This is a genomic window from Nocardiopsis sp. CNR-923 (genome assembly GCF_001942255.1).
Taxonomy (GTDB): Bacteria; Actinomycetota; Actinomycetes; order Streptosporangiales; family Streptosporangiaceae; genus Nocardiopsis.
Window position 1 is genome coordinate 1 of sequence record NZ_MKKC01000131.1, and the last position, 26507, is coordinate 26507.

The 26507-nt window shown below is 71.8% G+C and carries 17 protein-coding genes, 3 tRNA genes, 6 pseudogenes and 1 CRISPR repeat array; of the genes and pseudogenes, 10 read left to right on the plus strand and 16 right to left on the minus strand.

Features of this window, described 5'->3' with window-relative positions:
- Positions 1–14 precede the first annotated feature (14 nt).
- A CRISPR array of direct repeats spans positions 15–166; the repeat unit is 29 nt; unit sequence CGGTCCATCCCCGCGTTCGCGGGGCCCAC.
- A 660-nt stretch (positions 167–826) separates the two neighbouring features.
- Entirely contained in the window at positions 827–2542 is a 1716-nt protein-coding gene (locus BJF83_RS22760) for a Na+/H+ antiporter NhaC family protein (RefSeq protein WP_083678672.1), read from the minus strand.
- A gap of 302 nt (positions 2543–2844) precedes the next feature.
- On the opposite strand from BJF83_RS22760, the gene sph reads away from it, so the two are divergent.
- Complete coding sequence (gene sph / locus BJF83_RS22765) at positions 2845–3768, plus strand: sphingomyelin phosphodiesterase (protein ID WP_075927928.1); 924 nt, start codon at positions 2845–2847, stop codon at positions 3766–3768.
- Positions 3769–3857: 89 nt separating this feature from the next.
- Here the strand turns inward: sph and BJF83_RS22770 are convergent, their stop codons facing one another.
- Positions 3858–4745 carry a hypothetical protein gene (locus tag BJF83_RS22770; RefSeq protein ID WP_075927929.1) on the minus strand — a complete coding sequence of 296 codons (888 nt, stop codon included), beginning with the start codon at positions 4743–4745 and terminating at the stop codon, positions 3858–3860.
- 117 nt (positions 4746–4862) lie between these two features.
- The gene (locus tag BJF83_RS22775) at positions 4863–6227 is read right to left on the minus strand and encodes a TrkH family potassium uptake protein (protein ID WP_075927930.1); all 1365 of its coding nucleotides are present in this window, start codon (positions 6225–6227) and stop codon (positions 4863–4865) included.
- Positions 6228–6625: 398 nt separating this feature from the next.
- On the opposite strand from BJF83_RS22775, the gene BJF83_RS22780 reads away from it, so the two are divergent.
- Positions 6626–7021 carry a hypothetical protein gene (locus BJF83_RS22780; RefSeq protein WP_394329375.1) on the plus strand — a complete coding sequence of 132 codons (396 nt, stop codon included), beginning with the start codon at positions 6626–6628 and terminating at the stop codon, positions 7019–7021.
- Between the two features lie 209 nt (positions 7022–7230).
- A complete protein-coding gene (locus BJF83_RS22785) occupies positions 7231–7743 on the plus strand; it encodes a hypothetical protein (RefSeq protein WP_075927931.1) in 513 nt (170 codons plus the stop codon).
- Positions 7744–7825: 82 nt separating this feature from the next.
- On the opposite strand, the pseudogene BJF83_RS22790 reads toward BJF83_RS22785, so the two are convergent.
- From BJF83_RS22790 to BJF83_RS22800, 3 genes and pseudogenes are all read right to left on the minus strand, one after another.
- Positions 7826–9630, minus strand: a pseudogene (locus BJF83_RS22790) (AMP-dependent synthetase/ligase).
- A gap of 187 nt (positions 9631–9817) precedes the next feature.
- Positions 9818–10264 (minus strand): carboxymuconolactone decarboxylase family protein, encoded by a 447-nt coding sequence (locus BJF83_RS22795; RefSeq protein ID WP_075927932.1) that lies wholly within the window; start codon positions 10262–10264, stop codon positions 9818–9820.
- A gap of 213 nt (positions 10265–10477) precedes the next feature.
- Positions 10478–11113, minus strand: a complete 636-nt coding sequence (locus BJF83_RS22800) for a TetR/AcrR family transcriptional regulator (RefSeq protein ID WP_075927933.1) — start codon at positions 11111–11113, stop codon at positions 10478–10480.
- A gap of 351 nt (positions 11114–11464) precedes the next feature.
- Here BJF83_RS22800 and BJF83_RS22805 point away from each other — a divergent pair, with 351 nt between their 5' ends.
- Positions 11465–12640 (plus strand): acyl-CoA dehydrogenase family protein, encoded by a 1176-nt coding sequence (locus BJF83_RS22805; protein ID WP_075927934.1) that lies wholly within the window; start codon positions 11465–11467, stop codon positions 12638–12640.
- A 102-nt stretch (positions 12641–12742) separates the two neighbouring features.
- Here the strand turns inward: BJF83_RS22805 and BJF83_RS22810 are convergent, their stop codons facing one another.
- From BJF83_RS22810 to BJF83_RS22820, 3 genes and pseudogenes are all read right to left on the minus strand, one after another.
- On the minus strand, positions 12743–13114 hold the full coding sequence (locus BJF83_RS22810) for an FKBP-type peptidyl-prolyl cis-trans isomerase (RefSeq protein WP_075927935.1): 372 nt from the start codon (positions 13112–13114) through the stop codon (positions 12743–12745).
- 359 nt (positions 13115–13473) lie between these two features.
- Positions 13474–14663, minus strand: a pseudogene (gene manA, locus BJF83_RS22815) (mannose-6-phosphate isomerase, class I).
- 341 nt (positions 14664–15004) lie between these two features.
- On the minus strand, positions 15005–15556 hold the full coding sequence (locus BJF83_RS22820; RefSeq protein ID WP_075927936.1) for a TetR/AcrR family transcriptional regulator: 552 nt from the start codon (positions 15554–15556) through the stop codon (positions 15005–15007).
- Between the two features lie 298 nt (positions 15557–15854).
- Between BJF83_RS22820 and BJF83_RS22825 the strand changes: the two genes are divergently transcribed.
- Both BJF83_RS22825 and BJF83_RS31325 read left to right on the plus strand, forming a co-directional pair.
- On the plus strand, positions 15855–17225 hold the full coding sequence (locus BJF83_RS22825) for an MFS transporter (RefSeq protein ID WP_394329378.1): 1371 nt from the start codon (positions 15855–15857) through the stop codon (positions 17223–17225).
- Entirely contained in the window at positions 17195–17362 is a 168-nt protein-coding gene (locus BJF83_RS31325; protein WP_394329376.1) for a hypothetical protein, read from the plus strand. The genes BJF83_RS22825 and BJF83_RS31325 overlap by 31 nt, the downstream gene beginning before the upstream one ends.
- Before the next feature lie 54 nt (positions 17363–17416).
- Here BJF83_RS31325 and BJF83_RS22830 read toward each other — a convergent pair whose 3' ends face one another.
- Positions 17417–18601 carry a molybdopterin molybdotransferase MoeA gene (locus tag BJF83_RS22830; protein ID WP_075927937.1) on the minus strand — a complete coding sequence of 395 codons (1185 nt, stop codon included), beginning with the start codon at positions 18599–18601 and terminating at the stop codon, positions 17417–17419.
- Between the two features lie 213 nt (positions 18602–18814).
- On the opposite strand from BJF83_RS22830, the gene BJF83_RS22835 reads away from it, so the two are divergent.
- From BJF83_RS22835 to BJF83_RS22845, 3 genes are all read left to right on the plus strand, one after another.
- Positions 18815–18887, plus strand: a tRNA-Gly gene (locus tag BJF83_RS22835).
- Between the two features lie 39 nt (positions 18888–18926).
- Positions 18927–18997: transfer RNA gene (locus tag BJF83_RS22840), tRNA-Cys, on the plus strand.
- 14 nt (positions 18998–19011) lie between these two features.
- A tRNA-Val gene (locus tag BJF83_RS22845) sits at positions 19012–19088 on the plus strand.
- Positions 19089–19269: 181 nt separating this feature from the next.
- On the opposite strand, the gene BJF83_RS29910 is transcribed toward BJF83_RS22845, so the two are convergent.
- Together BJF83_RS29910 and BJF83_RS22850 are read right to left on the minus strand one after the other, a co-directional pair.
- A complete protein-coding gene (locus tag BJF83_RS29910) occupies positions 19270–19398 on the minus strand; it encodes a hypothetical protein (protein WP_262391790.1) in 129 nt (42 codons plus the stop codon).
- Between the two features lie 742 nt (positions 19399–20140).
- Positions 20141–21111, minus strand: a pseudogene (locus BJF83_RS22850) (GlxA family transcriptional regulator).
- 106 nt (positions 21112–21217) lie between these two features.
- On the opposite strand from BJF83_RS22850, the pseudogene BJF83_RS22855 reads away from it, so the two are divergent.
- Positions 21218–22155 (plus strand): annotated as a pseudogene (locus BJF83_RS22855) (NADP-dependent oxidoreductase).
- A gap of 64 nt (positions 22156–22219) precedes the next feature.
- Here BJF83_RS22855 and BJF83_RS22860 read toward each other — a convergent pair.
- The 4 genes and pseudogenes from BJF83_RS22860 to BJF83_RS31335 form a co-directional block, all read right to left on the minus strand.
- Positions 22220–24468 (minus strand): annotated as a pseudogene (locus BJF83_RS22860) (xanthine dehydrogenase family protein molybdopterin-binding subunit).
- Complete coding sequence (locus tag BJF83_RS22865; RefSeq protein ID WP_075927938.1) at positions 24465–25463, minus strand: xanthine dehydrogenase family protein subunit M; 999 nt, start codon at positions 25461–25463, stop codon at positions 24465–24467. Before BJF83_RS22865 ends, BJF83_RS22860 begins: the two are co-directional and overlap by 4 nt.
- A 98-nt stretch (positions 25464–25561) precedes the next feature.
- Positions 25562–25683, minus strand: a pseudogene (locus tag BJF83_RS31330) (2Fe-2S iron-sulfur cluster-binding protein); the annotation flags it as partial.
- 74 nt (positions 25684–25757) lie between these two features.
- On the minus strand, positions 25758–26036 hold the full coding sequence (locus tag BJF83_RS31335; RefSeq protein ID WP_394329377.1) for a hypothetical protein: 279 nt from the start codon (positions 26034–26036) through the stop codon (positions 25758–25760).
- Between the last annotated feature and the right edge of the window lie 471 nt (positions 26037–26507).

Consider the following 26507-nt stretch of genomic DNA (forward strand, 5'->3'; position numbering starts at 1 on the left):
AACTGCTCGCTGCGCGGTCCATCCCCGCGTTCGCGGGGCCCACAAGTGCGGGGTGTGCAACAACCCCTACTATCACGGTCCATCCCCGCGTTCGCGGGGCCCACTCGTGGACCGCCGGTCTGCTGAGGTTCCGAGCCGGTCCATCCCCGCGTTCGCGGGGCCCACAGCAAATGACCTGCAACAACGCCAAGCGTTATCTTCCCGCAACATCAGATAGCGATGAAGGACCGCGCACCACTCGGGTTCGCCGTTGCACAGCGCGAAACTCGAACATGTGCAACGACGTTGACCCATCGTGACCAACGGGAGGACTCTATCCCCATCACCCTTTCCTGGTGACCGGGGGATCTCCACGGGGCGGGAGCCACCCTTCCGGGAAGGGTGGGAGACACCCGTCTCCCACCCCGGCTTGGGAGATTTCTGGGAGACGCGAACCTCTCCCAACGGCTCCCAACCGCCGTGAAGATCCCTCAAAGAAAGCCTCTGCACTGCACGGATACCGGTTTGCGCAGTCCGCCGCGACCCTCGAACTACCCTGACACGGTAGAGGTCACAGGTTCAAATCCTGTATCGCCCACTCGCTCGCGAGGCGGCCCTGCTCGCGCGTGACCGCGCCCGCCGACTCGCCTCGTCGTCTTCCCACGGGGTCGGCCCGAGCCTCCCGGTGCACCACTCGTCCTTCGGCCGCCGCTCTGTGCTGCACCGTCCTCGTCCCGGCCGGCGCGATCGCTTGCTGCCTCGGGGACCCACCACGTTTCACCGGTTCCGGAGGATCCGCACGTGCCCTTCGCCGTGTCCGGGTGCCCACCGGGCTCCGGGGTGCCGATCAGCCGCCGGGCGTTTCGACGCGTCGTCCGAGGAACCTCAGCCCCGCCACGACCGCCGCCCCGGACACGGCGAGCGCCGCCCACCAGGGAAGGCCGAGTCCGATGGGCAGCAGACCCAGGACGATCACCACGACGGCCACGAAGAGCGCGTAGGGCAGCTGCGTGCGCACGTGGTCGATGACGTCGCACTGCGAGGCGAGCGCGGAGATGACCGTGGTGTCGGAGATCGGCGAGCAGTGGTCGCCCCACACCGCTCCGGCCAGGATCGTCGAGACCGAGGCGAACAGGACGGGGTGGCCGTCGGGCGCGGCCAGTCCGTTGGCCTCCAGGGCGGTCCAGGCCAGCGGGACCGCCAGCGGGGTCAGGATCCCCATGGTCCCCCAGCTGGTCCCGGTGGCGAAGGCGACGGCGGCGGAGATGACGAACAGCAGCGCCGGAAGGAGGAAGGGCGGGATCGCCTCGCCGAGCGCGCCGGCGATGAACTCGGCGGTGCCCAACTGGGCGGTGAGGGCGGACAGCGCCCAGGCCAGGGTCAGGATGATGACCACGTACAGGATGGACTTGACGCCCGCGAACCAGGCGTCGACGAGTTCGCCCATCGTGAGGATCCGCTGGCCCATGCTCATCGCCCCCGCGACGATCAGGCCCAGCAGGGAGCCCCACAGCAGAGACGAGAACGGGTCCCCGTCACCGACCACCTCGATGACGCTCTCCCCCTCGCCCGTCGCGAACAGGCCGACCACGGTGGCGCCGACCAGGACCAGGATCGGGACCAGCGCGTTGACCAGCCTGCGCGGCGCCTCCTCGGCTGGCGCCAGTTCGTCGACCCCGCCCTCCCCGGCACCGAGGTGCGATCCCTCCCGCAGAACCTCGCCCGTGGTGCGCGCCCGGCGCTCGGCGGCGAGCATAGGCCCGAAGTCGCGACCGGTGAGGGCGACCGTGAAGACGAGGACGATCGCCAGGACCGGGTAGAGCGCGTACCGCAGGGACTCGACGAAGACCGCGAAGCCGTTCATGGCCAGTCCGCTCCCGGCGACGGCGTCGTCGATCAGCGCCACCTGGAATCCGATCCACGTGGACAACAGCGCCAGCGTGGCCACCGGTGCGGCCGTGGAGTCGACGATGTACGCGAGCTTCTCCCGGGACACGTTCAACCGGTCCACGATCGGGCGCATCGTGTTGCCGACCACCAGCGTGTTGGCGTAGTCGTCGAAGAACACGGCCACGCCGAGTCCCGCGGTGGCGGTCTGTCCGCCGCGCGGGGTGCTCGCCCACCGGGTCACCACGCGCACGATGCCGTCGGTGCCGCCGTTCTTGCGGATCACCCCCACCAGGCCGCCGATCATCAGGGTGAACACCACGATCATGACGTGTTGGGGATCGGCGAGCGCCTCGACGGTGTACACGCCGGCCGAGTCGAGCAGCGAGGTCAGGAGGCCGATCGGCGACAGCCCCTCCAGGAACCAGGCCCCCAGCCAGATGCCCGCGAACAGCGCGGGCAGGATCTGGCGGGTCGCGAGTGCCAGCCCGATCGCCAGCACCGGCGGCAGGATCGACCACCAGCGCCCCGTCCCCAGGCCGTCCGCCCCCTGCGCGGTGTCGGCGAGCCCGGGGGCGGCGCCCGCCGCGGAGACGAACGCGCCCAGGACGACCACCGCGACGGCCGCGGCGGCCAGGACGCCGGCCCGGCTCCACCAGCGTCCGGTGCGCGGCACCCGCGCCCGGGGCGTCGCCCTCCGTGGTCGGTCTGATCCGCGTCATGGTCGTTCCTTCTGGTGGGCAACGCGGCCCAAGTGTTCTCAGGGACCCCTTGAGAAGTCGGGGACTGCTGAGAAGTAAGGTCACCCACCGTGACACGAGGGGCACCGAACGACCGCCCGAGTTGTGCGGTTCGGGGCTGATCTTTACCTGACGCGCCCAACGTGCACGAGTTCGCTACCGACAAGTAACCGATTGGTGCCCGGATAGCGTCCTGGACTGACCAGGCTGTGCCCTCGTGAACAGACTCATCGCCCCCATGATTCTCGCCGCAATCATCCCCCTCCTCGCCACGGCCGCCCCGGCCGCGGCCGACGACGGGCAGGCACCCCGCATCGCCACCTACAACGCGTACCTGCTACCCACAGCGCTGTACCCGAACTGGGGCCAGTCGATCCGGGCCGATCTCATCGCGCGGGACGGCGTCGTGTCCGGCCAGGACGTGGTCGTCCTACAGGAACTCTTCGACAACTCCTCCGCCGCGGTCCTGCGCGGGGGGATCGCCCAGGAGTACCCGCACGGCACCCCCGTGGTCGGACGCTCGCGCGACGGCTGGGACAGGACGACCGGATACCGTCCCTTCACCACGACCAACGGCGGGGTGAGCATCCACAGCACCTGGCCGATCACCCGCCAGGAGCAGCACATCTTCTCCCGCTCCTGCGGGTCCGACTGGTTCGCCAACAAGGGCTTCGCCTACGTGGAACTCGACACCCCGGACGGCCCCCTGCACGTCCTGGGCACCCACATGCAGTCCGAGGACAGCGCCTGCTCCGACGATGAGGACGAGGAGATCCGCACCCACCAGCTGGGGCAGATCCGCGGTTTCATCGACGCCACCGTTCCCGACGACGAGCCCGTCTACCTCGCGGGCGACCTCAACATCGTCGGTGGCGGCATGGAATGGGACCAGGCGCTCAAGCGGCTCGACGCGGTCGAGCCGACCCACGCCGGCGCCCCCTTCTCCTGGGACACCGAGACCAACTCCATCGCCGAGTACAACTACCCGGACTGGTCGCCGGAGCACCTCGACCACGTTCTGCCGATCCGCAACGCCGCCGCTCCCGAGTCCTACGTCAACGAGACCCGTGACGTGCACAGCGAGCCGTGGACGGTCTGGTCGTGGGGCCGCTCCTACACCTACGACGACTACTCCGACCACTACCCCGTCTTCGGCGGCTAGCACGTACCGCCGCGGGACCGGAGCCGCGGAGGGGGCACGTACCGGAGGACTCCGCACGTCGCCCCTGTGCGCCCCGCCGACCGGTCCGGTCAGGGCCGCTTGGACCTCCGCCAGGGCATGAGTGCCTCGGCCAGCGGCCCGGACAGCGGGGCGGCGAGGTCGGCGAGCTCCGCGCAGCCGTCCGCGCCCAGCGCCGCGTAGGGCGCGAGCGCCAGGCGGTCGGTGGTCTCCTCGATCCGCTCGCGGTGCCGCCGCCCCTCGGGCGTCAGCTCCGGGTCGGACGCGCCGGTGAGCCAGCCCCTCTCCCGCAGCCGGTCCACGGCCCCGTCCCACTCCTGGTCCGACCACGCCCGGGTGGCCCTCAGCACCTTCGCCGGCGGGGCGGTCCCGGTCAGCGCGTGCGTGACCAGCGCCTCCAATCCGCTCAGGCCCTCGGTGACGAGCGCGGCGACGTGGCCGTCGCCGCGGTACTCGCGCAACCGCGTCTGCGCGTGCCACAGGACCATGTGCGGTTCCTCGGGCCAGGGCAGGGCGGCGTGGGCGGCGTAGAGCGGTCGGCCGCTGACGTCCTCCGCCACGGCCTCCGCGGCGCGGCGGGCGAGTTCGGCCGCGCGCGCCGTCTCGGGCGAGTTCACCGCCTCGCCCAGGACACGGCGCACGGTCGCGTCCACGGCCGTGTGGCGGGCGGCGAGCAGCCGCTCGGGCGGGGCGGAGTCCCAGAGCCCGAGGACGGCCGCACGGACGGCGACGGGGTTGAAGTTGTAGAAGGTGGCGACCACGACCTCGGCCGACACCGGCCCCATCGCGGCGGCCCGAGGACCGAAGTAGGCCGCCCAGTCCTTCACACCCAACTCCTCGTAGGCCGCCATGGCCTCGGGCGAGAAGTAGATCATGGCGTGGTAGGGCTCCAGGGCCTGCCAGGCGCGTCGTGCCTGGCCCGCGCCCACCGACCCCCCGGCGGTGTCGTGGTGGTTCATGGAACGCGCGTCTCCTCTCGGCACGGGCTGGGCCGCACCGGAACGCAAAATACCGACCGGCGGCTATGGCGGTCAACGGGACGAAGGACCCTCGGTGATTGGCCGGGGACGGCCCGCCTAACCGACGATCGGCCGCTCCTCGGGGAGATCGTAGCGGCGGGGGTGGCGGCGCAGCGCCAGGGCCGAGGCGAGGGTGATCGGACCGATGCGCCCCGCGAACATGAGCAGTACGAGGAGCACCTCACCGGTCGGCGGCAGCTCCGCCGTGATGCCCGTGGACAGCCCGACCGTGCCGAACGCCGACGTCACCTCGAACAGGATCTGGTCCAGTGTGAACGGGGTGATGACCGTCAGCGCCAGGGTGCAGGACAGGATCAGCCCGAGGGAGAGCAGCACCACCGTGATGGCCTGCTCGGCGACCCCCGCGCCCAGTCGCCGCCCGGCCACGTGCACGTTCGGCTCCCCGCGCACGTTGGCGTAGACCACGAAGGCCAGCAGTGCGAAGGTGGTCACCTTGATGCCGCCCGCGGTTCCGGCGCTGCCGCCCCCGATGAACATCAGGACGTCGGTGACCAGCAGCGTCGCGGTGTTCATCTCACCGAACGGGAGGCTGTTGAACCCGGCCGTGCGGGGCATGACCGCCTGGAAGAACGCCGCGAGCAGCTTCCCCCGCAGATCGAGCCCGCCCATGGTCGCCGGGTTGCGCCACTCCAGTGCCAGGAAGGAGACGAACCCGACCGCCAGGAGCACCGCGGTGGTGGTCAGCGTGATCTTGGCGTGCAGCGACCACGCCCACCGCGACCGCGCCCCGGAGCGGCGGGAGAAGCGCCACAACTCCAGCCAGACGGGGAAGCCCAGACCGCCCGCGACGACCGCGAGCGCCACGGGTACGCAGATCCAGGGATCGGCCGCGTACCTCTCCAGGCTGTCGGGGAACAGGGCGAAACCGGCGTTGTTGAAGGACGACACCGAGTGGAAGACCCCGAGGTAGGCGGCGTGGCCCAGGGACTGCCCGTAACCGATCCACCAGCGCGCCGTGAGGACGGCGGCGAGCGCGACCTCGGCCACGACCGTCACGAGGAGGATGCCCGTGGTCAGCTGCCGCACGTCGCCCAGGGTCACGGCCTTGGCCTCCGACCCGGTGCGCACGGCCATGCGCAGGCCCAGTCTCCGGCCGACCACCAGGGTCAGCACCGTGGCCAGCGCCATGATGCCGAAGCCGCCGACCTGGATCAGCGCGAGGATCACGACCTCACCGAACGTGGACCAGTGTTCGGCGGTGTCGACGACCACCAGCCCCGTCACGCAGACCGCCGACGTGGCCGTGAACAGCGCCCTGGCGAACGGGGTCGCCTCCCCCGTCTGCGAGGCGATCGGCAGGCATAGCAGGACCGTCCCGACCAGGATGGCCAGGGCGAACGCCCCGGCGGTCAGCTGGGGAGGCCTCGCCCAGCCGGACAACCCCTGGAGGAGTCGGTTCATCCGGGTGACGAGCCTTCCGCCAGCGGAGGAGGGACGCGACCGCGCCCGCCCCTCCCGCGCCTGCCTCACGCCCGACCTCCGATGGGACCCTGGGTGGCGCCGACACCACACACGCTCGGTCGATGGTACGCCCAGCCGCGGTCGGCGCGTGCCGGGCAACGCGGCTTGACCTGGAGCGCGCTCCAGCTCCTAACGTTGCCGGCATGACGACACGACAGCAGACGATCGGATCCGGGTTCGGTGCGCGCAGCACCGCGAGGGAGGTGCTGGGGGGATCGACCTCTCCGGACGGACGGCCGTGGTGACCGGCGGATACTCGGGCATCGGACTGGAGACGACCCCTGGTTCACGGGGGCTACGACCGGTGGAAGGCCTACGGCCAGGCCAAGACGGCCAACGTGCTCTTGGCCGTCGAACTCGACCGGCTGGGCGCGCCCTTCGGGGTCCGGGCCCTCTCCCTGCACCCCGGGGCGATCCTCACGCCGTTGCAGCGGCACATGACCACGGAGGAGATGGTCGCGGCCGGGTGGATCGACGAGGAGGGGAACACCGTCAACCCCGTGTCCAAGTCCCCCGAACAGGGCGCCGCCACCCAGGTGTGGGCGGCCGCCTCGCCGAGGCTGGCCGGGATGGGCGGCGTGTACTGCGAGGACTGCGAGGACTGCGACGTCTCGGTGCCCGCCGGGACCGACGACACCCGTCCCGGGGTGAAGCACCACGCTCTCGATCCCGCTCAGGCCGCGCGGCTCTGGGCCTTCTCCGCCGAACTGACGGGGGTCGACCCGTTCGCCTGAGCCCGTCCCGGTGGGAGCGTCCGCGTGCCGCGGCCACCGGGAACACCGCCGCGACGACTTTGCCGGATCGGTGACGGACTCAGGAGTCCCCGTGACCGACCCTGTTCGATGATGATCGGGGGCACGCGTCGTGCGCGCCCGGCTGTGACACCCGTGGAGCCGTGCCCGGGGTCCGACATCCGCCCGGAACGGCCGGTTAGGAGCACGCCATGCGGACGACATCCGCCAACGGCTGGCAGTTCTTCGTCGCGACGCTCATGATCGTCATCGGCGCCGTCAACATCGTGCAGGGCCTGGTCGCACTGCTGACCCCAGGTTTCTACGTGGTCACGGAGACCGGCATGCTCGTATGGGAGTACGCGGGCTGGGGAGCCCTGCTCGCGCTGTGGGGCGCCGTCCTCGTCGTGGCCGGCCTCGCCGTGCTGTCGGGCAGCACCTGGGCCCGGGTGTTCGGCGTCGTCCTGGCCTCGTTGAACGTCCTCGCCCAACTCGTCTTCCTCGTCGCCATGCCGATGTGGTCGATCGTCGCGATCGCCGTCAACGTGCTGGTGATCTACGGCCTGACCGCCGGTTGGCCGTCCGAGCGGGAGATGCTGGAGCACGAGCGGCAGGAGGCCGCCTACCGCAGCGGCTACCAGGCCGCGCACGAGGCGCCGCGCGGCGCCAAGTCGGCGCAGGGGTCGGCCGACAAGTCCAGCGGCCACGAGCAGACCACCGGTTGACCGGACACCCCCGACCGCCCGCCCGCGCACGTGCGCGGGCGGGCGGTCGCGCGGGCGGGAGTGCGGGGCGTGTGGGCGGCCGTCAGTCGCCGTGGAGCCGGTCCAGCGCGTCGCGGTGGCGCGCGACCACCACCCGGCGCCGGAGTTTGAGGGTGGGGGTCAGCTCCCCCGTCTCCGGACCCCACTCCTCCGCCAGCAGCAGGTGGCGACGGATGCGCTCGGGACGGCTGAGCCGCCCGTTGGCCGCCTCGACCGCGCGCGCCACCTCCGCGACCACCGCCGGATGCTCGGCAAGCAAGCGCACGTCGCCCCCGGAGTCGATCCCGTGCGCCCGCGCCCAGACCGGCGCGGTCTCCGCGTCCAGGACGAGCAGGGCGACCAGGTAGGGCCGGCCGTCGCCGTGCGCGAGCGCCTGTCCGACCAGGGGGTGTTCCTTCAGGGCGTTCTCGACCAGGACGGGCGACACGTTCTTGCCCCCGGAGGTGATGATCAGCTCCTTCTTTCGGTCAATGATCCACAGGTACCCGTCCTCGTCCAGAGCGCCGACGTCGCCCGTGGCGAACCACCCGTGCCCGTCCGTGGCCGCGACGACCTCTCCGTCCGCCCGGAGGTAGCCGCGGAACAGTGACTCCCCCCGGACGAGCACCTCGCCGTCCGCGGCGAGCCGGATCCGCGTACCGGGGGTCGGTCGGCCGACCGACCCCACCCGGAAGCCGGTGCGGAAGCTGTTGACGGTGGCCACGCCCGTGGTCTCGGTCAGCCCCCAGGCGTCCATGACGCACACCCCCAACCCCGCCCAGAAGCGCAGGACCTCGACGGGCATCGGGGCGGAGGCGCACGATGCCCAGGTCAGGCGATCCAGACCCACCTGGGCGAGGATCGGAGCCAGGACCTGTGCACGCGCCCGCTCGAAGCGCTCGCTCAGGTCGGCGGGGACCTCCCCGCCCCGTTCGAGTCGGTTCGCGTGCTCGACAGCCACGGCTCGCGCTCTCTCCAACTCCTCCCGCCGCTCGGCCGGCAGCCCGGACAGACCGGCGCGGACCGCCGAGGCCAGTTTCTCCCACACGCGCGGCACCCCGAAGAACTGGGGCGGACGCACCTTGCGCAGGACCGCGGGCAGGGTCGTCGGGTCCTCGCACATCCACACGTGGGAGGCCCGGAACAAGGGCAGGTACAGCCCGAGCATGCGCTCGGCGATGTGCGCGAGCGGCAGGTAGCAGATGTGGGCGGCGTGTTCGGGCGTGTCGACGATGCTGTCCAGGGCCCTCGCGTTGCTGAGGACGCAGCGGTGCGTCACGGCGACGCCCTTGGGTTCGCCGGTGGTCCCGGAGGTGTACATGACCGTCAGCAGGTGGTCGGGGGTCAGGTCGCGCCAGTGCTCGACGGCGTCGGGCACCGGCTCGGCCGAGGGGTCGGTGAGCGGGGTGTGGCCCCGGTCGGGGTCCGCGCCGTCCACGACGACGAGCCGCGCGAGCGGGGCGTCGGAGGCGAGCAGGCCCTCCCACGCGGTCGCGGCGGTGGCGGCGTCGCCGACCACGGCGAGCCGGGCGCGCTGTGGCGGGCGATGTAGACGATCTGGTTGGGAGCGGAGGTTCCGTAGACGCTGGTGGTGACGGCGCCGAGATGGACCAGGGCGAGGTCGCAGAGCCAGTGTTCGGGGCGGTTGCCCATCATGAGCAGGACGCGGTCGCCGGGTTCGACACCGAGGGCGGCCAGGCGTCTGGCGATGGCGGCGACGCGGTCGCGGACTCCCGACCAGGTCAGGGTCGACCAGTCGGAGGCTCCGGGGTCGCGCCAGGACAGGGCGGGGAGATCGGGGTGGTCGTCGGCGTTGCGCTGGAGGAGGGAGCAGATCGTCTGGGTGTCACCGGCCAGGTCGGAGGTCATGCGGCACTCCCGGAGGTCGTCCCGGCGATGCCGGGAAGGGAACCGACTTCGTCGGTCCCACTGTCACACGGGCGTCTGCTCTCCGGGAGGGGGTTGTCGGCTCTTCGTTGCCGCGCGCGGACCTGCGCGCCCACGGGTGCGGGACACGTGGGGCGCCGTCGGCGGATCCCGCCGAGCCGGACGCGGCTCAGCGTCTGCGCGGGTGCAGGCCGCTGGTGACCGCCAGCCGGTTGTAGAGGTTGATCATCGCGACGGCCGTCATGAGCGCGGCGACCTGTTCCTCGGAGAAGTGCCCGGCCACGGCGTCGTAGGTCGCGTCGGACACGCCGCCCTCGCCCATGCGCGTCATCTCGTCGGTGAGGGCCAGCACCGCGCGTTCGGCGTCGGTGAAAACCGCTCCGGCCTCGTGCCAGGTCGACACCTGGAAGAGGCGCTGGTGGGTCTCCCCCGCGTCGAGCGCCCGGCGCGTGTGCAGGTCGACGCAGAACGCGCAGCCGTTGAGGATGGAGGAGCGCAGCTTCAGCAGCTCCAGGAGGGTGAGGTCGAGGTGCCGGCCGACCAACGCGTCGACCTCGTCGAACTTGCCGTACACCTCGGGCAGCTTCTTGGACCATACGACACGCCTGCCAGCCATGGGAATCCTCCGTGGGTTGTCGAGCGGCCGAGGGCCGGGTGTGGCGAACGGATTCTCGTCCTCAGTGACTCGTCAGGAGTGGCCGCCCGCTCCTGCGGGGCGCTCCGGTCGCTGACTGGGATCGGCGCCCACGCTACCAACCGGCGGGACGCTGGCACCCGTCGCCCGGCGCCGTCGCGTGTCCGGGTGGGGCCGAGACGGGAGCAGGACCCCTCACGCCTCCACGCGCACGCGCTCGAAGAGGGGGGCGAGGCCGTCGAGGAAGGAGGACAGCGCCAGCTCGAAGCTCGCCTCGTCGATCTCGGCCGCGTGGTCCGGGAGGCGGTGCGCCTGGGACAGGTTCGGGTAACGGTCCCGGTAGACGCGCACGTCGGCGTCGAAGCCGCGCGCGAAGGACTGCGTAGCCGCGCCCACCACGAGGTACTTGGTCGAGGCGCCGATCATCGTCGCGTAGCGCGGCGGCCAGCCCGCCCGCACCAGGCCCCCGTGGACCGCGTCCGCCCGGCGCAGCGCCTCCTCGCGGCGCCCCGGCCCGGCGGCGATCACCGGCACCAGGTTGGGGTGTGCGGCGAGGGCGACGCGGTAGGAACGGGCCCACCTGGTGATCCCCTCGCGCCAGTCCTCCTTCGCGAAACCGGAGACGTCGATCCCGGAGACCACCGCGTCGGCCACCGCGCCGAGCAGCTCCTCCTTGGTCCGGTAGTGGCTGTACAGGGACGCGGCCCGCACGTCGAGCTCCTCGGCGAGCTTGCGCATGGACAACCCCTCCAGCCCCTCCCGGTCGATGAGGACCAGGGCGGCGGCGCGGATGGCGTCCCTGTTCAGGATCGGCGTCTTGGGTCGGGCCACGGACGGCTCCCCTTCCTCACTGTCGCGGCGGACGTTTCACCCGCCGCCGCCCGATCATCCCACGCCCCTTCGCGTCCCGCGTCGTGGTGCGTCGTCCTCTCTCTCCCACCGCGTTGTTCGACCCTCCGATCACGGACCGGGACCGAAGGCGAGGGGCAGTGTCCGGAGAATCCGGGCAACCCCGCCCGGGAGGCGTCGTGTCCCCGCGCACGCGTTGGGGGATGAACGTTCGCCCAGCGAAGCCGGTCTTCCTTGACAGCTCACGGAACGGCCGACAGCCCCTTGCACACCGGGCCGGTGTGGACGTACTCTCCCGTTAACCGAACAGCGTTAGGTTAACGGGAGCAGGCCGTGATCGACTTCTCACTGAGCGACGAACAGCGTGCCGTCCGCGACTGGGTCCGAACCTTCGTGGAGCGGGAACTCATGCCCCTGGAGAACGAGGTCCTGCGCCGTGAGCGCGAGGGGCACGTGCCCGGCCTCACCGCGAAGGAACGCGACGGCCTGCGCGCACTGGCCCGCAAGTCGGACTTCTGGGGCGTGGAGACACCCGTGGAGTACGGGGGGATGGGCCTGGACCCGGTCACGGCCGCGATCATCGAGATCGAACTGGGCCGCTCCTTCGTCTCATTCCGCTTCGGCGGCGAGGCGGACAACATCCTGTACCACGCCAACGACGAGCAGAGACAGCGCTACCTGGTCCCCACGATCGAGGGCGAGCGCCGGTCCTGTTTCGCCATCACCGAGCCGGGCGCGGGATCGGACGCCAAGGCCATCCGCGCCCGCGCGGTCCGCGACGGCGACCACTGGGTGATCAACGGCGAGAAGACCTTCATCACCGGCGGCAACGAGGCCGACTTCGCGCTGGTCTTCGCCGTCACCGACCCCGACAAGGGCGCGAACGGCGGGGTGACCTGCTTCCTCGTCGACCGCGACATGGGCTGGACCTCCGAGCCCATCGACACCATGGGCGAACGCCGCCCCGCCGCCCTGGTCTTCCGCGACGTGCGCGTCCCGCACGACAACATCCTCGGCGAGGAGGGACACGGTTTCGCGTTGGCGATGCAGTGGATCGGAAAGGGGCGTTACCTGCTCCCCGCCCGCGCCCTGGGCGGCTGTGAACGGCTGCTGGCCATGGCGATCGACTACGCCAAGACCCGGGAGACCTTCGGCGCGCCCATCGCCGACCGCCAGGCGATCCAGTGGATGATCGCCGACTCCCAGACCGACATCGAGGCGTTGCGGCTGCTCGTCCTGCACGCCGCGTGGCAGGTGGCCGTGGGACGCGACTCACGGCACGCGCAGTCCGTCGCCAAGCTCTTCGGCGGTGTGAAGGCCAACGAGATCGTCGACCGCGTCCTGCAGATCCACGGCGGCATGGGTTACACGCGCGAACTGCCGATCGAACGCTGGTACCGCGACCTGCGGCTGCTGCGGATCTTCGAGGGCACCGACGAGATCCAGCGCCGCACGATCGCCCGCGACCTGCTCAAGGGCCACGTCACGGTGGGCGCAACCCTGGGCTAGGCGCGGGAACGGGACGGGTCCCGGGGCGCGCCTCCACGCGCGGCCCGAGACCCGTCTGCGTGTCCGGTCACGGCGCGAACGCGGCGCCCCGAACGCGGCGCCCTACGTGACGGTCACCAGGTCGACGACGAAGATCAGCGTCTCGTTCGGCTTGATGGGGCCCACGCCGGTGGATCCGTAGGCCAGGTGCGGCGGGATGACCAGCTTGCGGCGGCCGCCCTCGCGCATGCCGAGCACACCCTGCTCCCAACCGGGGATGACCCGGCCGGCGCCGAGCTTGAAGCCCAACGTCTGGCCGCGGTTCCAGCTCGCGTCGAACTCCTCGCCCGTGGAGTGGGCGACGCCGACGTAGTGGACGTCGACGGAGCTGCCGTGACCGGCCTGCGTGCCCTCGCCGACGGTGATGTCGGTGATCTCCAGCTCCGCGGGCGGCGGGCCGTCGGGCATGTCGACGTCCGGACGCTCAAGCGCCATGGTGGTACCCCTCGTGTCTTGACTGCTCCCCTCCCTGAGGGGAAGGGGATTCTCGGATGAGTTCCCTCCCGCCAAGGGTAATGCGGGGATTCCTGGCTCGGGCCGCCCGAACGCCCGGCGGACGTGCGGGTGCCGGGCCCCGTCGCCTACCGGGTGGAAGGCGGCCGTACCAGGCGGCGCACGTCCCGACCGTGCCACGGCCAGGACCATGCTCGGCCAGATACGGTCGTCCGTCCTTGACGGAAGGCACCCGGTCCTCGGGCGCGTGGTGCGGGCGGTGGCCAGGTCGGGGCCGCGATTCCTTCCCGGCCCGAAGGCCGGAGCGTCGAAGGCCGGCGACGGACGGGCCGCACGGTGCGTCAGCCGCCCGGGCCTCCGGTGGAGGCGGCGACGACGTGGCCGTGCCCCTCGACCTTGATCGGGCCGCTGTCGGCACGGACGAACACCGACTCGCCGCGCTGGAGCGTGACGCCCTGACCGACCTCGGCCACCAGATCCACCTCGCCCCGCAGCGCGAGGACCACGGTCGGGCCCTGACCGGGCAGGTGGGCGGCCATGCGCCCGGGGCCGATCTCGTGCAGCGCGAACTCGGGAGCGGGCGGGCGGAACTCGCGACGCCCGTCCAGGAGGCGGGGCCGGCGTAGGGGATCGGCAGGACCGAGAAGTCCACCACGTCGAGCAGTTCGGGGGCGTCCACGTGCTTGCAGGTGAGTCCGGCTCGCAGCACGTTGTCCGAGCTGGCCATGACCTCCACGGCTGTGCCCCGCAGGTAGGCGTGCATGTTCCCGGCGGGCAGGTAGAGCGCCTGGCCGGGCCAGAGGGTGACCCGGTTGAGGAGCAGGGACGCCACGGCGCCGGGGTCGCCCGGATAACGGTCGGCCAGCTCGGTGAGGACCCGGGCGTGGGCGCCGCGACCCCCGGACGCGGCCCACTCGGCGACGAAATCGCCGATCAACCGCTCACGGTCCGTCTCGGGCAGGGTGAGCAGGCGGGTGAGGGCGCGGCGCAGGGCTTCGCCGGCGTCGGGGGCGGAGAGGTCGTCCCGGAGGAGGTGGGCGAGCGCGCAGTCCAGGCCCGCCAGGTCGGCGCGGGCTGCGGTGGGTTCGCGGAATCCGCACAGGGCCTCGAAGGGCTCCAGGGCCAGGAGGAGTTCGGGTTTGTGGTGGGGGTCCCGGTAGTTGCGGTGCGGCGCGTCGACGGGGATGCCCGCGCGCTCCTCGGCGGCGAAGCCCGACCGCGCGCGCTCGGCGTCGGGGTGCACCTGGAGGGACAGAGGCGCCTCGGCGGCGAGGAACTTGAGGAGGAAGGGCAGGCGCGGGCCGAAGCGTTCGGCGGTGTCGCGGCCGAGGAAGCGGCGGGGGTCGTCGGCGATGAGGCGCGGCAGGGGACTGGGACCGTCGTCGCAGTGCGCGGTGCTGGGCGCGCCGTGGTGGGCGCCCAGCCACAGCTCCGCCTGGGGCGTCCCGTCGGGCTCGGTGCCCAGGAGCCGCGGAATCGCGGTTCGCGCACCCCAGGCGTACGGTCGTACCTGGTTGGTGAGCCTGTGCATCGGCTCGCCGCCTTCCCGTCTGCGTGATCTCACCCCGTGGACGCTCCGGCGAGGCGGGACCAGTCTCGCGAAGCACGGCGCCCGGGTCGACCTGGCGCACCCCACTCACTGAGGTAGTGCACACCTCACCTCGCCAGGTAGGCGGGCGCCCGACAACCGCGGGGCCCGACGGCGGCCACGAAGTTACTGGGAAGTAAACCACGATCGCCGCGCTGTGAACAGCACAACGGGGTCACCTCCCCGGCGCGGGCCGGGGACGGCCTCGACACGGAAGCGACCGGCGGGCCCACGTGGGTCGTCATTCCCGGTGAGAGGCGTCGAACACACGAACTCGCCGCTGGTCAGGGCGCACGGCGCACCTTGTCGGAGGCCTCGACCAGGCGGTCGAACATCCGCTGGCGGAGTTCGGGGTCGGGCTGGGGGAGGCCGGCGATCGCCGCCATGTACAGGCCGTCGCCCGCGCGGAGGATGATCTCGGCCAGGACGGGGTCGGCGAGCTCCTCGTGCAGGAGTTCGCCCCACCGCGTGAAGAGGCGCTGGACGAGGCCCGCGGCCTCCTCGGACAGGTCCTCCCGGCCGCGCAGCGCGGCGATGACCGCCCAGTACAGCTCGCGCTCCTCCGGACTCTGCGGCAGCGAGGTGCGCAGGAAGACGCGGACCACGCCCTCGCCCCCTTCCCGGGCCTCGCGGAACTCCTCCTCGGCCAGCGTGCCCAGTCGGTCGATCAGGCCCGTGAGCAGAGCGGTCTTGGACGGGAAGTGATAGAGGAGCCCGCCCTTGGACACCGAGGCGGCGCGGGCCACGGCCTCCAGGGTCACGGCGGAGTAGCCCTCGTCGATGAGGATGCCCTGGAGGGCGTCGAGGATGCGGTCGCGGGTGTTCGATGCGTTCACGATTGACACTGTACCGGCCGGACGGTACTGTACCGTCTGGACGGTTCAAAAGTCGCGGAGTGCGTCCTCCGGTCGACCGCCCTCCCCCGCCGGGCCCGGAATCGGCGCTCCCGCCCGGCGGCACTGCGCCCTCGTGACCGTGCGGCGCGCCACCCGCGAGACCTAACGAGGAAACATGAGTTCCGCCCGCCCCATCCCCACGCTCGGCCCCCGGGGGGCCGCCCCCGGGCTCGCGGGCCCGCGTGAATGGGCCGCGCTCGCCGTTCTGGTCCTGCCCGTCATCCTGATCTCCGTCGACATGACCGTGCTCGGGTTCGCGGTTCCCCAGCTGAGCGAGGAACTGCGGCCGAGCGCGGGCCAGCTGCTGTGGGTCATCGACATCTACGGCTTCATCCTGGCCGGCCTTCTGATCACCATGGGGTCCCTCGGGGACCGTGTCGGCCGCCGCGGGCTGCTCCTGGTCGGCTCCGCCGCGTTCGGCGCGGCGTCCCTGGCAGCGGCGTTCGCACCCAACGCCGAGGTGCTCGTCGTGGCCCGCGCCCTGTTGGGTGTGGCGGGCGCCTCGCTGATGCCCTCGACCCTGTCCCTGCTCCGCAACACCTTCCTCGACGCGCGACAGCGGCTCCTGGCCATCGCCATCTGGGCGTCGGGCTTCTCTGCGGGCGCCGCGCTCGGCCCGATCCTGGGCGGGTGGCTGCTGGAGCACTTCTTCTGGGGCTCGGTCTTCCTCATCAACCTGCCGGTGATGGCGCTGATCCTGGTGTTCGTGCCGATCCTGGTCCGCGAGTCGCGCGACCCGCGGCCGGGACGGATGGACCTGCCGAGTGTCGTGCTGTCGATGGCCACGATGCTGCCCGCCGTGTACGGGATCAAGAAGCTGGCCACGGAGGGGTTCGCGTTCGTCCCGGTCGTGTCCCTGGTGGTCGGCCTGGTCCTCGGCGCCGTGTTCGTCCGCAGACAGCTGCTCCTGGAGGACCCGCTGATCGACGTGGAGCTGTTCCGGTCCCGTGTGTTCAGCGTGGCGGTCGTCACGAACCTGATGATCGTGTTCTCGTTGGTCGCGTCGTTGTTCTTCCTGACTCAGTACCTCCAGCTCGTGCTGGGGGTCTCGCCGATGCGCGCCGGGTACGTGCTGCTGCCGGGACTGGTGCTGTCGGTGCTGGCGAGCTTCGTCGCCGTGCGGGCCGCGCGCCGGCTGAGCCTGGCAGCGGTGATCGGTTCGGCGCTCGTCGTGACCGCGGCCGGGTTCGCGGTGCTGGTGCTCACCTCCGAGCAGGACGCGGCGAGCGGAGTGCTGGTCGTGGCCGTGGGCTTCGGACTGATCGCCACCGGCGCCGGGTTCGCCGAGACCCTGACCAACGGGGCCATCATGTCGGCCGCCCCTCCGCGGCGAGCCGGAGCGGCCTCGGCGATCTCCGAGACGGCCTACGAGTTGGGCGGCGCACTCGGCGTCGCGGTCCTGGGCAGCGTCCTGACCGGCTACTACCAGTCCGCGCTGACCAGCGTCGAAGGGGTTCCCGCGCCCGCCATGGACCGGGCGTCGAGACCCTGGGCGGCGCGGCCGACGCCGCGGCCGGCCTGGGCGGCTCGGTCGGCGCCGACCTCATGGACGCGGCGCGGACCGCGTTCACCGACGGCATGCACGTCACGAGCGCCGTCGCCGCGCTGATCGTCCTGGCCGCCGCCGTCCAGGCGTGGGTGCTCCTGCGTGGGGAGACCTCCCAGGCCGTGGCGGCACGGCGGGACGAGGCCGAAGGTCCGGTCACGCAAGCGCGTGAGCGGTCCGAGGAACGGGCGCGCGGATAACGCACGGGGCGCCCGTCGTCGGCCCCGGGGAACCTCTCCGGGCGACGCGTGTCGTCAGGGCAGGCGCACCAGCTCCACGTCGACGCCCTCCCAGCCCGGGGGCACCACGGCGTAGGCGTCGGCGAGCGCGGCTCCGCGCAGGCTGCCCGGCCGGTCATGGCCCACCGGGCGGGCGTGCCCCTCCGCCACGCGCACGGGTACGAGGCGGGTGTCGCGGTGGTGCGGGCGGACGTCGCCCTCCAGAACCGCGCGGACGGCGACCCGGCTCGGGTCCGGCCGGTCGGCCATGGCACTGACCAGCGGGACCAGCACGGTGAGAGCGGCGACGAGGGCCGCACCGGGGTTGCCCGGCAACCCCACGAAAGCGGTGCCGCCGACACGCGCCAGCATTTGGGGGTGGCCCGGACGGCAGGAGACACCGTCCACCGTCACCGTGGCACCGACCTCGTCCAGCACCGCGCGGAAGTGGTCGGCTGGCCCCTTGGACGACGAACCGCACACGGCGACCACGTCGGCCTCCTCCTCCGCTACGGCCGCGCGCAGGTCCTGCCGGTCGTCGCCCAAGCGGCGCACCCGCCGGACCCGCGCCCCAGCCCACCGCGCGACCCCCGGCAGGACCGGACCGATGGCGTCGCGCACGGTGCCCTCCCCGGGCAGCCCGGAGTCAGCGATCTCGTCACCGGTGACGATGACGCTCACGCGGGGCCGGCGGACGGGCAGGGTCTCGTGTCCGAGGCTGGCGGCCAGGCCGAGCACGGCCGGGGTGACCACGGTCCCCCGTGTGAGAACGGTCTCGCCCGGGGCGGTCTCCTCGCCCGACCAGCGCACGTGCCGCCCGGGGGCGGCGTCCCCCTCGACCCGCCCCCCAGCGACCGTCGCCCGCTCGTAGGGAAGGACCGCCTCAGTGCCCTTGGGCACGTGGGCTCCGGTGGCGATCTCCACGGCCTCGCCGCGACGCAACCCCGTGTGCGCGGTGGGCGCACCGGCCAACTGGGTTCCGATCAGCCGCCAGGGCCCCTCCCCCGCCACGGCGAACCCGTCCATGGCCGAGGCGTCGTAGGCGGGCAGTCCGACCAGGGCGCGCAGGTCGACGCCGAGGACGGCGCCCAGGGCCTCCTCCAGGGGAACCTCACGCGAGGGGACGGCGAGTGCCCGGCCGAGCCGTCGCGCCGCCTCCCGGGCCTCCAGCCACGACCGCTGTGCGCCGTGCCCCGGGTCTTCGCCCTCGGTCCCGTCCATGCCGCCTCCCCGTCGTTCGCGCAGGTTCCCTCCATTGTTCACCCCTCGGTACGACGTCGGCGTCAACCACCGCTCACACGGCGGTGCGGGCGCGGCCGGGGCGAGGGGCACCTGCCACGCGCTGGGCCGATTTGCCGTCTGCCGACTTTCCGCTAGAGTTCTTACCAGCAGCACGGCGGAGGCCACCGGGAACGGAGCCCAGCCAAGCAGCAAGCGGACGTGGCTCAGTTGGTAGAGCATCACCTTGCCAAGGTGAGGGTCGCGGGTTCGAATCCCGTCGTCCGCTCGGAGGAGACGCGGGTCGCCACGGTGCCCCGCGTGTCTCGGTGGAGTGGCCGAGAGGCGAGGCAGCGGCCTGCAAAGCCGTCTACACGGGTTCAAATCCCGTCTCCACCTCCCATGCTTCACGCGGGCGGTTAGCTCAGTTGGTTAGAGCGCTACCTTGACACGGTAGAGGTCACAGGTTCGAATCCTGTATCGCCCACCAGCATCACCACAGGACAGGTCAGACAGGTTTTCTGGCATGCCAGTGCGGACCGATCATCCCAGATTGGGAGATATCCGGGAGATCATCTTCGAAGCGGGCTCCTCCGGGAACCCGCTTTCGTTGTGTCCACGGTAGTGCTCTGCGAACTCCGGCACCAGAGCGAACAGTCTGTCCCGCGGGGTCACGCGCCCATAGCCCCGGGCCGTCCCCGCACCTTGCGCCCCAGCCGCCCCGCGCGGGCGATCGCGGGAATCCCGTCCTCGGCCAACCAGGTGCGCAGGATGTGACGGCCTTCGTTGAACGTGAACACGCGCAGGATCGGGCTACGCAGCGGACTTCCCCGAGTGTCCCACTTGAACCTGACACAGCTGGGCACGACGGGCGCACTCGAAAGTCTGCCCGCGGGGCTCACGCGGATGACACGTGCGAGGCCGAAGAAGAGGTCGGTCCATCCCCGCGTCTGCGGGGCTCACTGCGGCATCACTGCTTTCACATGCGGACAGATCGGTCCATCCCCGCGTCTGCGGGGCTCACCCGCAAATGACCTCTGCAACAACGCTAAGCGTTATCTTCCCGCAACATCAGATAGCGGTGACAGGACCGCGCCCCGCTCGGGTTCGCCGTTGCGCAGCGCGAACTCGAACATGTGCGAGCTGAACACCACCGCTACGCTCCCCTACGGGCAGAGGTTGAGGTCACGGCGTCGACCTATCGTGGCCATCGGAAGACTCCATTCCAATCACCCTTTCATGAAACTCAAGGGATCTCCACGGAGAGAGCCACCATGCCAGGCGGTCTGCGGGATCTCTGGGAGACGCGCACCTCTCCCAACCGCCATGAAGATCCCTCAACGCAAACCTCCGAACCGCACGGATACCTGGCGGCGCAGGTCGCCGCGACCATCGAACTGCCTTGACACGGTAGAGGTCTCGGGTTCGAAACCTGTGTCGCGCACTCACCTTCGAGTCGACCCTGGGGCGGCCCTGTTGTTCACCGCGCTCCCGCGCGGCTACGAGGCGCGGGCGGTCACCCGCGATGTGGGCGGCCCGACCCTACGCCGACACGGCCGCCGGCGAAGCCGTCAGGCCCCGGAAAGTCCGCCGGTAGGAGAGCGGGGAGACACCGATCGCGGCGCGCAGGTGCTGGCGGAGGGATGTGCCCGTGGCGAACCCCACCAGCCCGGCGATCTCGTCGACCGGCAGATCGGTGGACTCCAGCAGGTGACGGGCCCGGAGGACGCGCTGCTGGATCAGCCACCGCCCCGGGCTCACGCCCACCTCCTCGTTGAAGCGGCGGGCGAACGTCCGCAGGCTCATGCGGGCGTGGCCGGCCAACTCCGGGAGGGTGAGCGGCTCGTGGAGGCGCTCCAGAGCCCACTGCCGGGTGGGGGCCGTGCCGTGGCCCGGGTCCTCGGGCACCGGCCGTTCGATGTACTGGGCCTGACCACCGTCCCGCCACGGCGGGACCACGCAGCTCGCGCGGCGGCGTTGGCGACCTCGCTGCCGTGGTCCCGGCGCACCAGGTGCAGGCACAGGTCGACCCCCGCGGCGGCGCCCGCCGAGGTCAGCACGTCGCCGTCGTCGACGAACAGAACGTCCGCGTCCAGGTCCACCGCCGGGTACCAGGAGCGGAACACGTCGGCGAGCCGCCAGTGGGTGGTGGCGGGTCTGCCGTCGAGCAGGCCCGCCCCCGCCAGCACGAACGCCCCGGTGCAGATCGACACGAGTCGTGTTCCGGGCGCCACCGCCGCCAGCGCCTCCCTGACCGCCGGAGACGGTTCGCGGGAGACACGGGCCATGTCGACCGACGGGATCACCACGGTGTCGGCCGTGGCCAGGATCTCCGGCCCGTGCTCGACGGTGATCGAGAAGTCGGCGTTGCCGCGCACCGGCCGCCCGTCGACGGTACAGGTGGCGACCTCGTAACGGCCGGGAGCGGCGCCGAGGACACGGCTCGGGATCCCCAGTTCGAACGGGTAGACGCCCTCCAGGGCCAGGACGGCGACGCGATGGAATCTGGTCATGGCAGAATCCTATCCAAAGATGGCAATCATGCCATGGCGCGCCCGGGGCGGAGGCGCGCAGAATGGGAGCATGAAGACGAACGACACCATCGACGGCGCCCCGACCATGCTGGCGATCAGCCAGGACGCCCACGGTTCACCTGAGGTCCTCACCGAGGTCCGGATTCCTCGGCCCTCTCCCGGCCCCAGCCAGATCCTGGTCTCCGTCCGCGCCGCGGGGATCAACCCCACCGACTGGAAGCACCGGGCGCACCGCCTGTTCCTCGACCGGTTCCCGCTCGTCCTGGGGTGGGACGTCTCCGGGGTCGTCGAGGAGGTCGGCTACGGCGTCACCCTCTTCAAGCCGGGCGACGAGGTCTTCGGCATGCTGCCCTATCCGCACGGTGTCGGCTCCCACGCGGAGTTCGTGACCGGCCCCGCACGCGCCTTCGCGCACAAGCCCGCCGGGATCGACCACGTCCAGGCGGGCGCTCTCCCCCTCGCGGCCCTCACCGCGCACCAGGCGCTCGTCGACACCGCCGGCGTCGCCTCGGGGCAGCGGGTGCTCGTCCACGCGGCGGCCGGCGGCGTGGGCCATCTCGCGGTGCAGATCGCCAAGGCGCACGGCGCGTACGTCATCGGCACCGCGAGCGCGCCCAAGCACGACTTCCTCCGGGGGATCGGCGCCGACGAGGTGATCGACTACCGGTCCGTCGACTTCGCGGAGGCGGTCCGGGACGTCGACGTGGTACTGGACCCGCTGTCCGGTGACACCCGGGCCCGCTCCCTGGACGTGCTGCGGCCCGGCGGAACCCTGGTGTCGTTCCTTCCGGGCGGGTCGCCTGAGGAGGCGGAGAAGGCGGCGCGGCTGGGCGTCCGGGTCGAGACGATGCTCGTCGAGGCCGACCACGCCGGGATGACGGCGATCGCGGACCTTGTGGAGAAGGGAGCCCTGCGCGCCCACGTCGAGGCCTCCTTCCCTCTCGCGGAGGCGGCCAAGCGCACGAGCTCGGCGAGGCCGGGCACGTGACGGGCAAACTCGTCCTCGTGGTCGGGCAGGACTGATCCGCGCGCCCCGAGCGACGGACCGGGGCCGGGGCGCGTCGTCCCGGCCCCGGTCCGTCTGCGGTCAGATCCCCGCCAGCACCGACTCGACGGTGATCGGTAGATCGCGGAACCGCCGCCCGGTCGCGTGGAAGACCGCGTTGGCGATCGCCGCCGCGGCCCCGACCAGGCCGACCTCGCCGACACCCTTGACCCCGAGCGGATTGACGACCCGGTCCTCGATCTCGACCATCTCGACCTCGACGTCCGGCGTGTCCGCGTTCACCGGCAGCAGGTACTCCGCCAGGCTCGCGTTGGCCCAGCGCCCCTGCCTCGGCTCCATGTGGGTGGCCTCCAGCAGCGCCTGGCCCACGCCCCAGAGCATGCCGCCCATCAGCTGGCTGCGCGCGGTCTTGCGGTTGAGCACCCGCCCGGGGGCGAACACACCGGTCATGCGGCGCACCCGGACCAGCCCGAGGTCGGGGTCCACCCCCACCTCCGCGAACTGGGCGCCGAAGGTGGCCATCCCGTACCCGGTGTCCTGGCCGGGTGGCTCCCACTCGCCCAAAGCGTCGGCGTCGAACATCATGTGACGCCGCAGCAGGTCGGTGTAGGACTCGCCGTTCGTCGGCTTCTCGCTCAGAAACATGCGCCCCTCGGACACCTCGACCCGGCTCGGATCGGCCCCGTGCAGCGGCGACCGCAGATCCGCCACCGCGTGCGCGACCAACTGTTCCCGCAGCGCCCTGGCCGCTGTGTGCACGGCCGCGCTCACCGCACCGGAACCGGCCGAGCCGACCGCGGCCACGGTGTTGGGCAGGTCGGTGTCGCCGTAGCGGACGGAGATCGCCTCGGTCGCCATCCCCAGGCGTCGGCCGCGACCTGTCCCATGATGGTGCCCACCCCGGTACCGAAGTCGGACGCGCCGGTCTCGATGACCGCCCGCCCGTCCGCGTACACGCGGGCTCGGGCGCGCTGCGGGCTCAACGGCGTGTAGACCGGGTAGAGCGCGCTGGCCATACCCGAGCCCACGAGCCAGTTCCCGTCCCTGCGCGAGCGCGGGATCGGGTCGCGCAGGACCCACCCGAACAGCTCGGCGCCGCGCTCGTAGCATTCCCGCAGTCCCTTGCTGGACCATGGCTGGCCGGTCTCCGGGTCGGTGTCGGCGTGGTTGCGCAGCCGCAGTTCGATCGGGTCGATGCCGAGCTCGTAGGCGAGTTCGTCCATCGCGGTCTCCAGCACGAAGACGCCCGAGGCCTCACCGGGCGCGCGCACGAAGGTCGGCGTCATGGTGTTGGCCCGGATCAGGTTGTACACGCCGTGGAAGTTCGGGCAGGCGTACAGCCGCGAGACGGGGCTGATCGACGGCTCGGCCCAGTCGTCGTAGGGCGAGGTCGGCGACAGCTTGCGGTGGCGGAGCGCGGTCAACGTCCCGTCCTGGCGGGCTCCCAGGGTCAGTGTGTGCTCCTGCTCCTCGCGGTGCCCGGACCCGGTGAACATCTGTTCCCGGGACAGCGACAGGGTGACCGGTGCGCGCACGTACTGGGCCGCCATCGCCGCCAGGGTCGGGTGCGACCAGATCATCGCCTTGGAACCGAAGCTCCCGCCGACGAACTCGCTGACCACCCGGATGTCCGACGGCGGGATCCCCAGCAGTTCGGCCACGCTGAGGCGGGTCGCGGTGGGGCCCTGGGTGGTGTCGTACAGCGTGAGTTTGGCGTCCTCCCACACGGCGGTCGTTCCTGAGGTCTCGATCGGGTTGTGGTGGTTGGCCGCGAGGTGGAAGACGCGTTCGAGGACCACGTCCGCCTCGCGCAGTCCCTGGTCCGCGTCGCCGCGCTCGGTGCGGCCCGGAACGATCCCGCCGAAGACCCGCTCCGGCTCGAACGCGTCCCCGCGGCCCTGCTCGATCGTGGTGACCGAGGGTTCCTCGGCGTAGTCCACCTCGACCAGTTCGGCGGCGTGCTCGGCCCGTTCGAAGGTGTCCGCGACGACCAGTGCCACGGGCTGGCCCGCGTAGTGCACGCGGTCGTCCTGCATCGGGAACAGGCTCTGTCCGTGCGCGCTGGTGCCCGCCAGCGAAGGGACCACGACCGGCTTCGTGGCGATGCGCGGCAGTTCGCGGTGGGTGAGCACGGCCAGTACGCCGTCGACGGCCAGGGCCGCGGACGCGTCGACGCCGGTGACGCGTCCGTGCGTGATCCGCGCGCCGACCAGGACCGCGTACGTCGTTCCCGGCGGGTGGTGCTCGGCGGAGTAGCGGGCGCTGCCGGTGACCTTGGCGTGGGCGTCGACGCGGTCGACGTCCCGTCCGATCTGGGGTCCGGTGCTCATGCGATCCCTCCCTGCCCGGCCGCCACCGTGCTCAGCGCCCGCACCATGGCGCGCTGGGCGAGGGTGATCTTGAAGGCGTTCATGCTCTGGGGCACGGCCTGCGCCATCTCCTCGGAGGCCGCGTCCTCGAAGACCTCCGAGCGTGCCGGGGCGCCCGTGAGGTGTGCCTCGGCCCGGCGGGCGCGCCAGGGTTTGGTCGCGACCCCGCCCAGGCCGATCCGGGCCTCGGTGACGATCCCGCCCTCCACGCGCAGGATCACCGCGGCGGCGGCGAGCGCGAACCCGTAGGACTCCCGGTCGCACACCTTGAGGTAGTGCGAGGTACGGGCCGCGGTGTCGGCGGGGACCTCGACGGCGGTGATCAGCTCCCCGTGCGAGATCGGGTGCTCGTGTTCGGGTGTGTCTGCGGGGAGCGGGAAGAAGTCGTCGACGCCGACGGTCCGCGCGCCGTCTGGACCCTGGAGGTGGACGACCGCGTCCAACGCGGTCAGAGCGACCGCGACGTCGGACGGGTGGGTGGCGACGCAGTGGTCGCTGGTGCCCAGGACGGCGTGGGTGCGGTTGAAACCGCCGATGGCCGAACAGCCGGTGCCGGGGTCGCGCCTGTTGCACGGCTGGTGCACGTCGCGGAAGTAGGAGCACCGTACCCTCTGCATGAGGTTGCCGCTCATGGTGGCCATGTTGCGCAGCTGCGCCGAGGCGCCCTTCTCCAGGGCCTGGGCGACGACGGGGAAGCGCTCGCGCACGGCGGGGTGCGCGGCCACGTCGCTCATCCTGGCCAGTCCGCCGATCCGGAGCCCGCCGTCGCCGAGTTCCTCGATCGCGGCGATGGGCAGGTCGTTGATGTCGACCACGCGGCGCGGCCGGGCGACTCGGAGCCGGAGCATGTCGACCTCGGTGGTGCCGCCGGCGAGGAACTCGCTGCCGGGGTCACCGCTGACCTCGGCGATGGCCGAGGCGATGTCGGACACGCGCTTGTAGGCGAAGGGACGCATCACCGACCGCCTTCCCGGGCGCCGCCGTCGCGGACCTGCCGGATGGCGGACCGGATGTTGGCGTAGGCGCCGCAGCGGCAGATGTTGCCGCTCATCCACTCGGCGATCTCCGTGTCGTCGGAGACGTGCCCCTCCTCCATGAGGCGACCGCCGACATCAGCTGGCCGGGCGTGCAGTAGCCGCACTGGAAGGCGTCGTGGTCGGCGAAGGCCCGCTGCATCGGGTGGAGCCGGTCGCCGTCGGCCAGGCCTTCGACCGTGGTGATGTCGTGCCCCTCGCACGCGACGGCGAGGGTCAGGCAGGACACCACGCGGCGGCCGTCGACCAGGACGGTGCAGGCCCCGCAGCGCCCTGGTCGCAGCCCTTCTTGGTGCCGGTGGCGTCGAGGCGCTCGCGTAGCGCGTCGAGCAGGCTCACGCGGGGCTCGACGCGGAGCGGGCGCGGCTCCCCGTTGACGGTCAGGGTGACCTCGACCGGTTCCGGCCCGATCTCGGCCTCCCTCGGGCGGACTCCCCTGGCCTGTTCCGGGATGCTCGGTGCGGAGGTTCCGGTCTGGTTGGTGCGCGGCTTCATCGGAGCCCCCTCGGGAGCGGTGTGTGGTGCGTGCTCATTGCGATCCCCCCGGTCACGCTGGTGCCGTGGCGCCACGGACGACTCCCGAGGATGCTCTCAATCCAATGTGTCGCGCGCGCGTGGGCGATGCCCAGTGGATGGCAATATCCCGCAAAGATCGGCTGGGGCCGCTCCGGGTGGGAGCGGTCGCCGCGGGTCGGAGGGCTTCGGCCAGACCGTGGGGGCGGAGCGGAGCCGCGCCCACGGTCTGGTGGCTGGTCTCGGCCGCCTGCGGCGGGCAGGTCCGCACGATCGGTCGCACACCGGTCGGGGCCGCGAAGTCCGTCGCGGCCTCGCTGTCCTTGGCGTGGCCGCTGTACCAGCCGCCCGCCGACCGAACACCAGCGGGTCCGGGTTCGGGGTGGGGGCATCCGGTGAACGGACCGTGCGGGCGGTGGCTCTCATGGACCAGTCCGTGGACTCGCTGGTGGC

Coding starts and splice junctions, on each gene's coding strand:
- BJF83_RS22770 (WP_075927929.1), bottom strand. CDS start 4,745: ATGAACCACCACGACACCGCCGGGGGGTCGGTGGGCGCGGGCCAGGCA.
- BJF83_RS22795 (WP_075927932.1), bottom strand. CDS start 10,264: ATGGCTGGCAGGCGTGTCGTATGGTCCAAGAAGCTGCCCGAGGTGTAC.
- BJF83_RS22810 (WP_075927935.1), bottom strand. CDS start 13,114: ATGGCGCTTGAGCGTCCGGACGTCGACATGCCCGACGGCCCGCCGCCC.
- BJF83_RS22785 (WP_075927931.1), top strand. CDS start 7,231: ATGCGGACGACATCCGCCAACGGCTGGCAGTTCTTCGTCGCGACGCTC.
- BJF83_RS22865 (WP_075927938.1), bottom strand. CDS start 25,463: ATGCGTCCCTTCGCCTACAAGCGCGTGTCCGACATCGCCTCGGCCATC.
- BJF83_RS31325 (WP_394329376.1), top strand. CDS start 17,195: ATGCACGTCACGAGCGCCGTCGCCGCGCTGATCGTCCTGGCCGCCGCC.
- BJF83_RS31335 (WP_394329377.1), bottom strand. CDS start 26,036: ATGAAGCCGCGCACCAACCAGACCGGAACCTCCGCACCGAGCATCCCG.
- sph (WP_075927928.1), top strand. CDS start 2,845: ATGATTCTCGCCGCAATCATCCCCCTCCTCGCCACGGCCGCCCCGGCC.
- BJF83_RS22830 (WP_075927937.1), bottom strand. CDS start 18,601: ATGGACGGGACCGAGGGCGAAGACCCGGGGCACGGCGCACAGCGGTCG.
- BJF83_RS22825 (WP_394329378.1), top strand. CDS start 15,855: ATGACCGTGCTCGGGTTCGCGGTTCCCCAGCTGAGCGAGGAACTGCGG.
- BJF83_RS22775 (WP_075927930.1), bottom strand. CDS start 6,227: ATGAACCGACTCCTCCAGGGGTTGTCCGGCTGGGCGAGGCCTCCCCAG.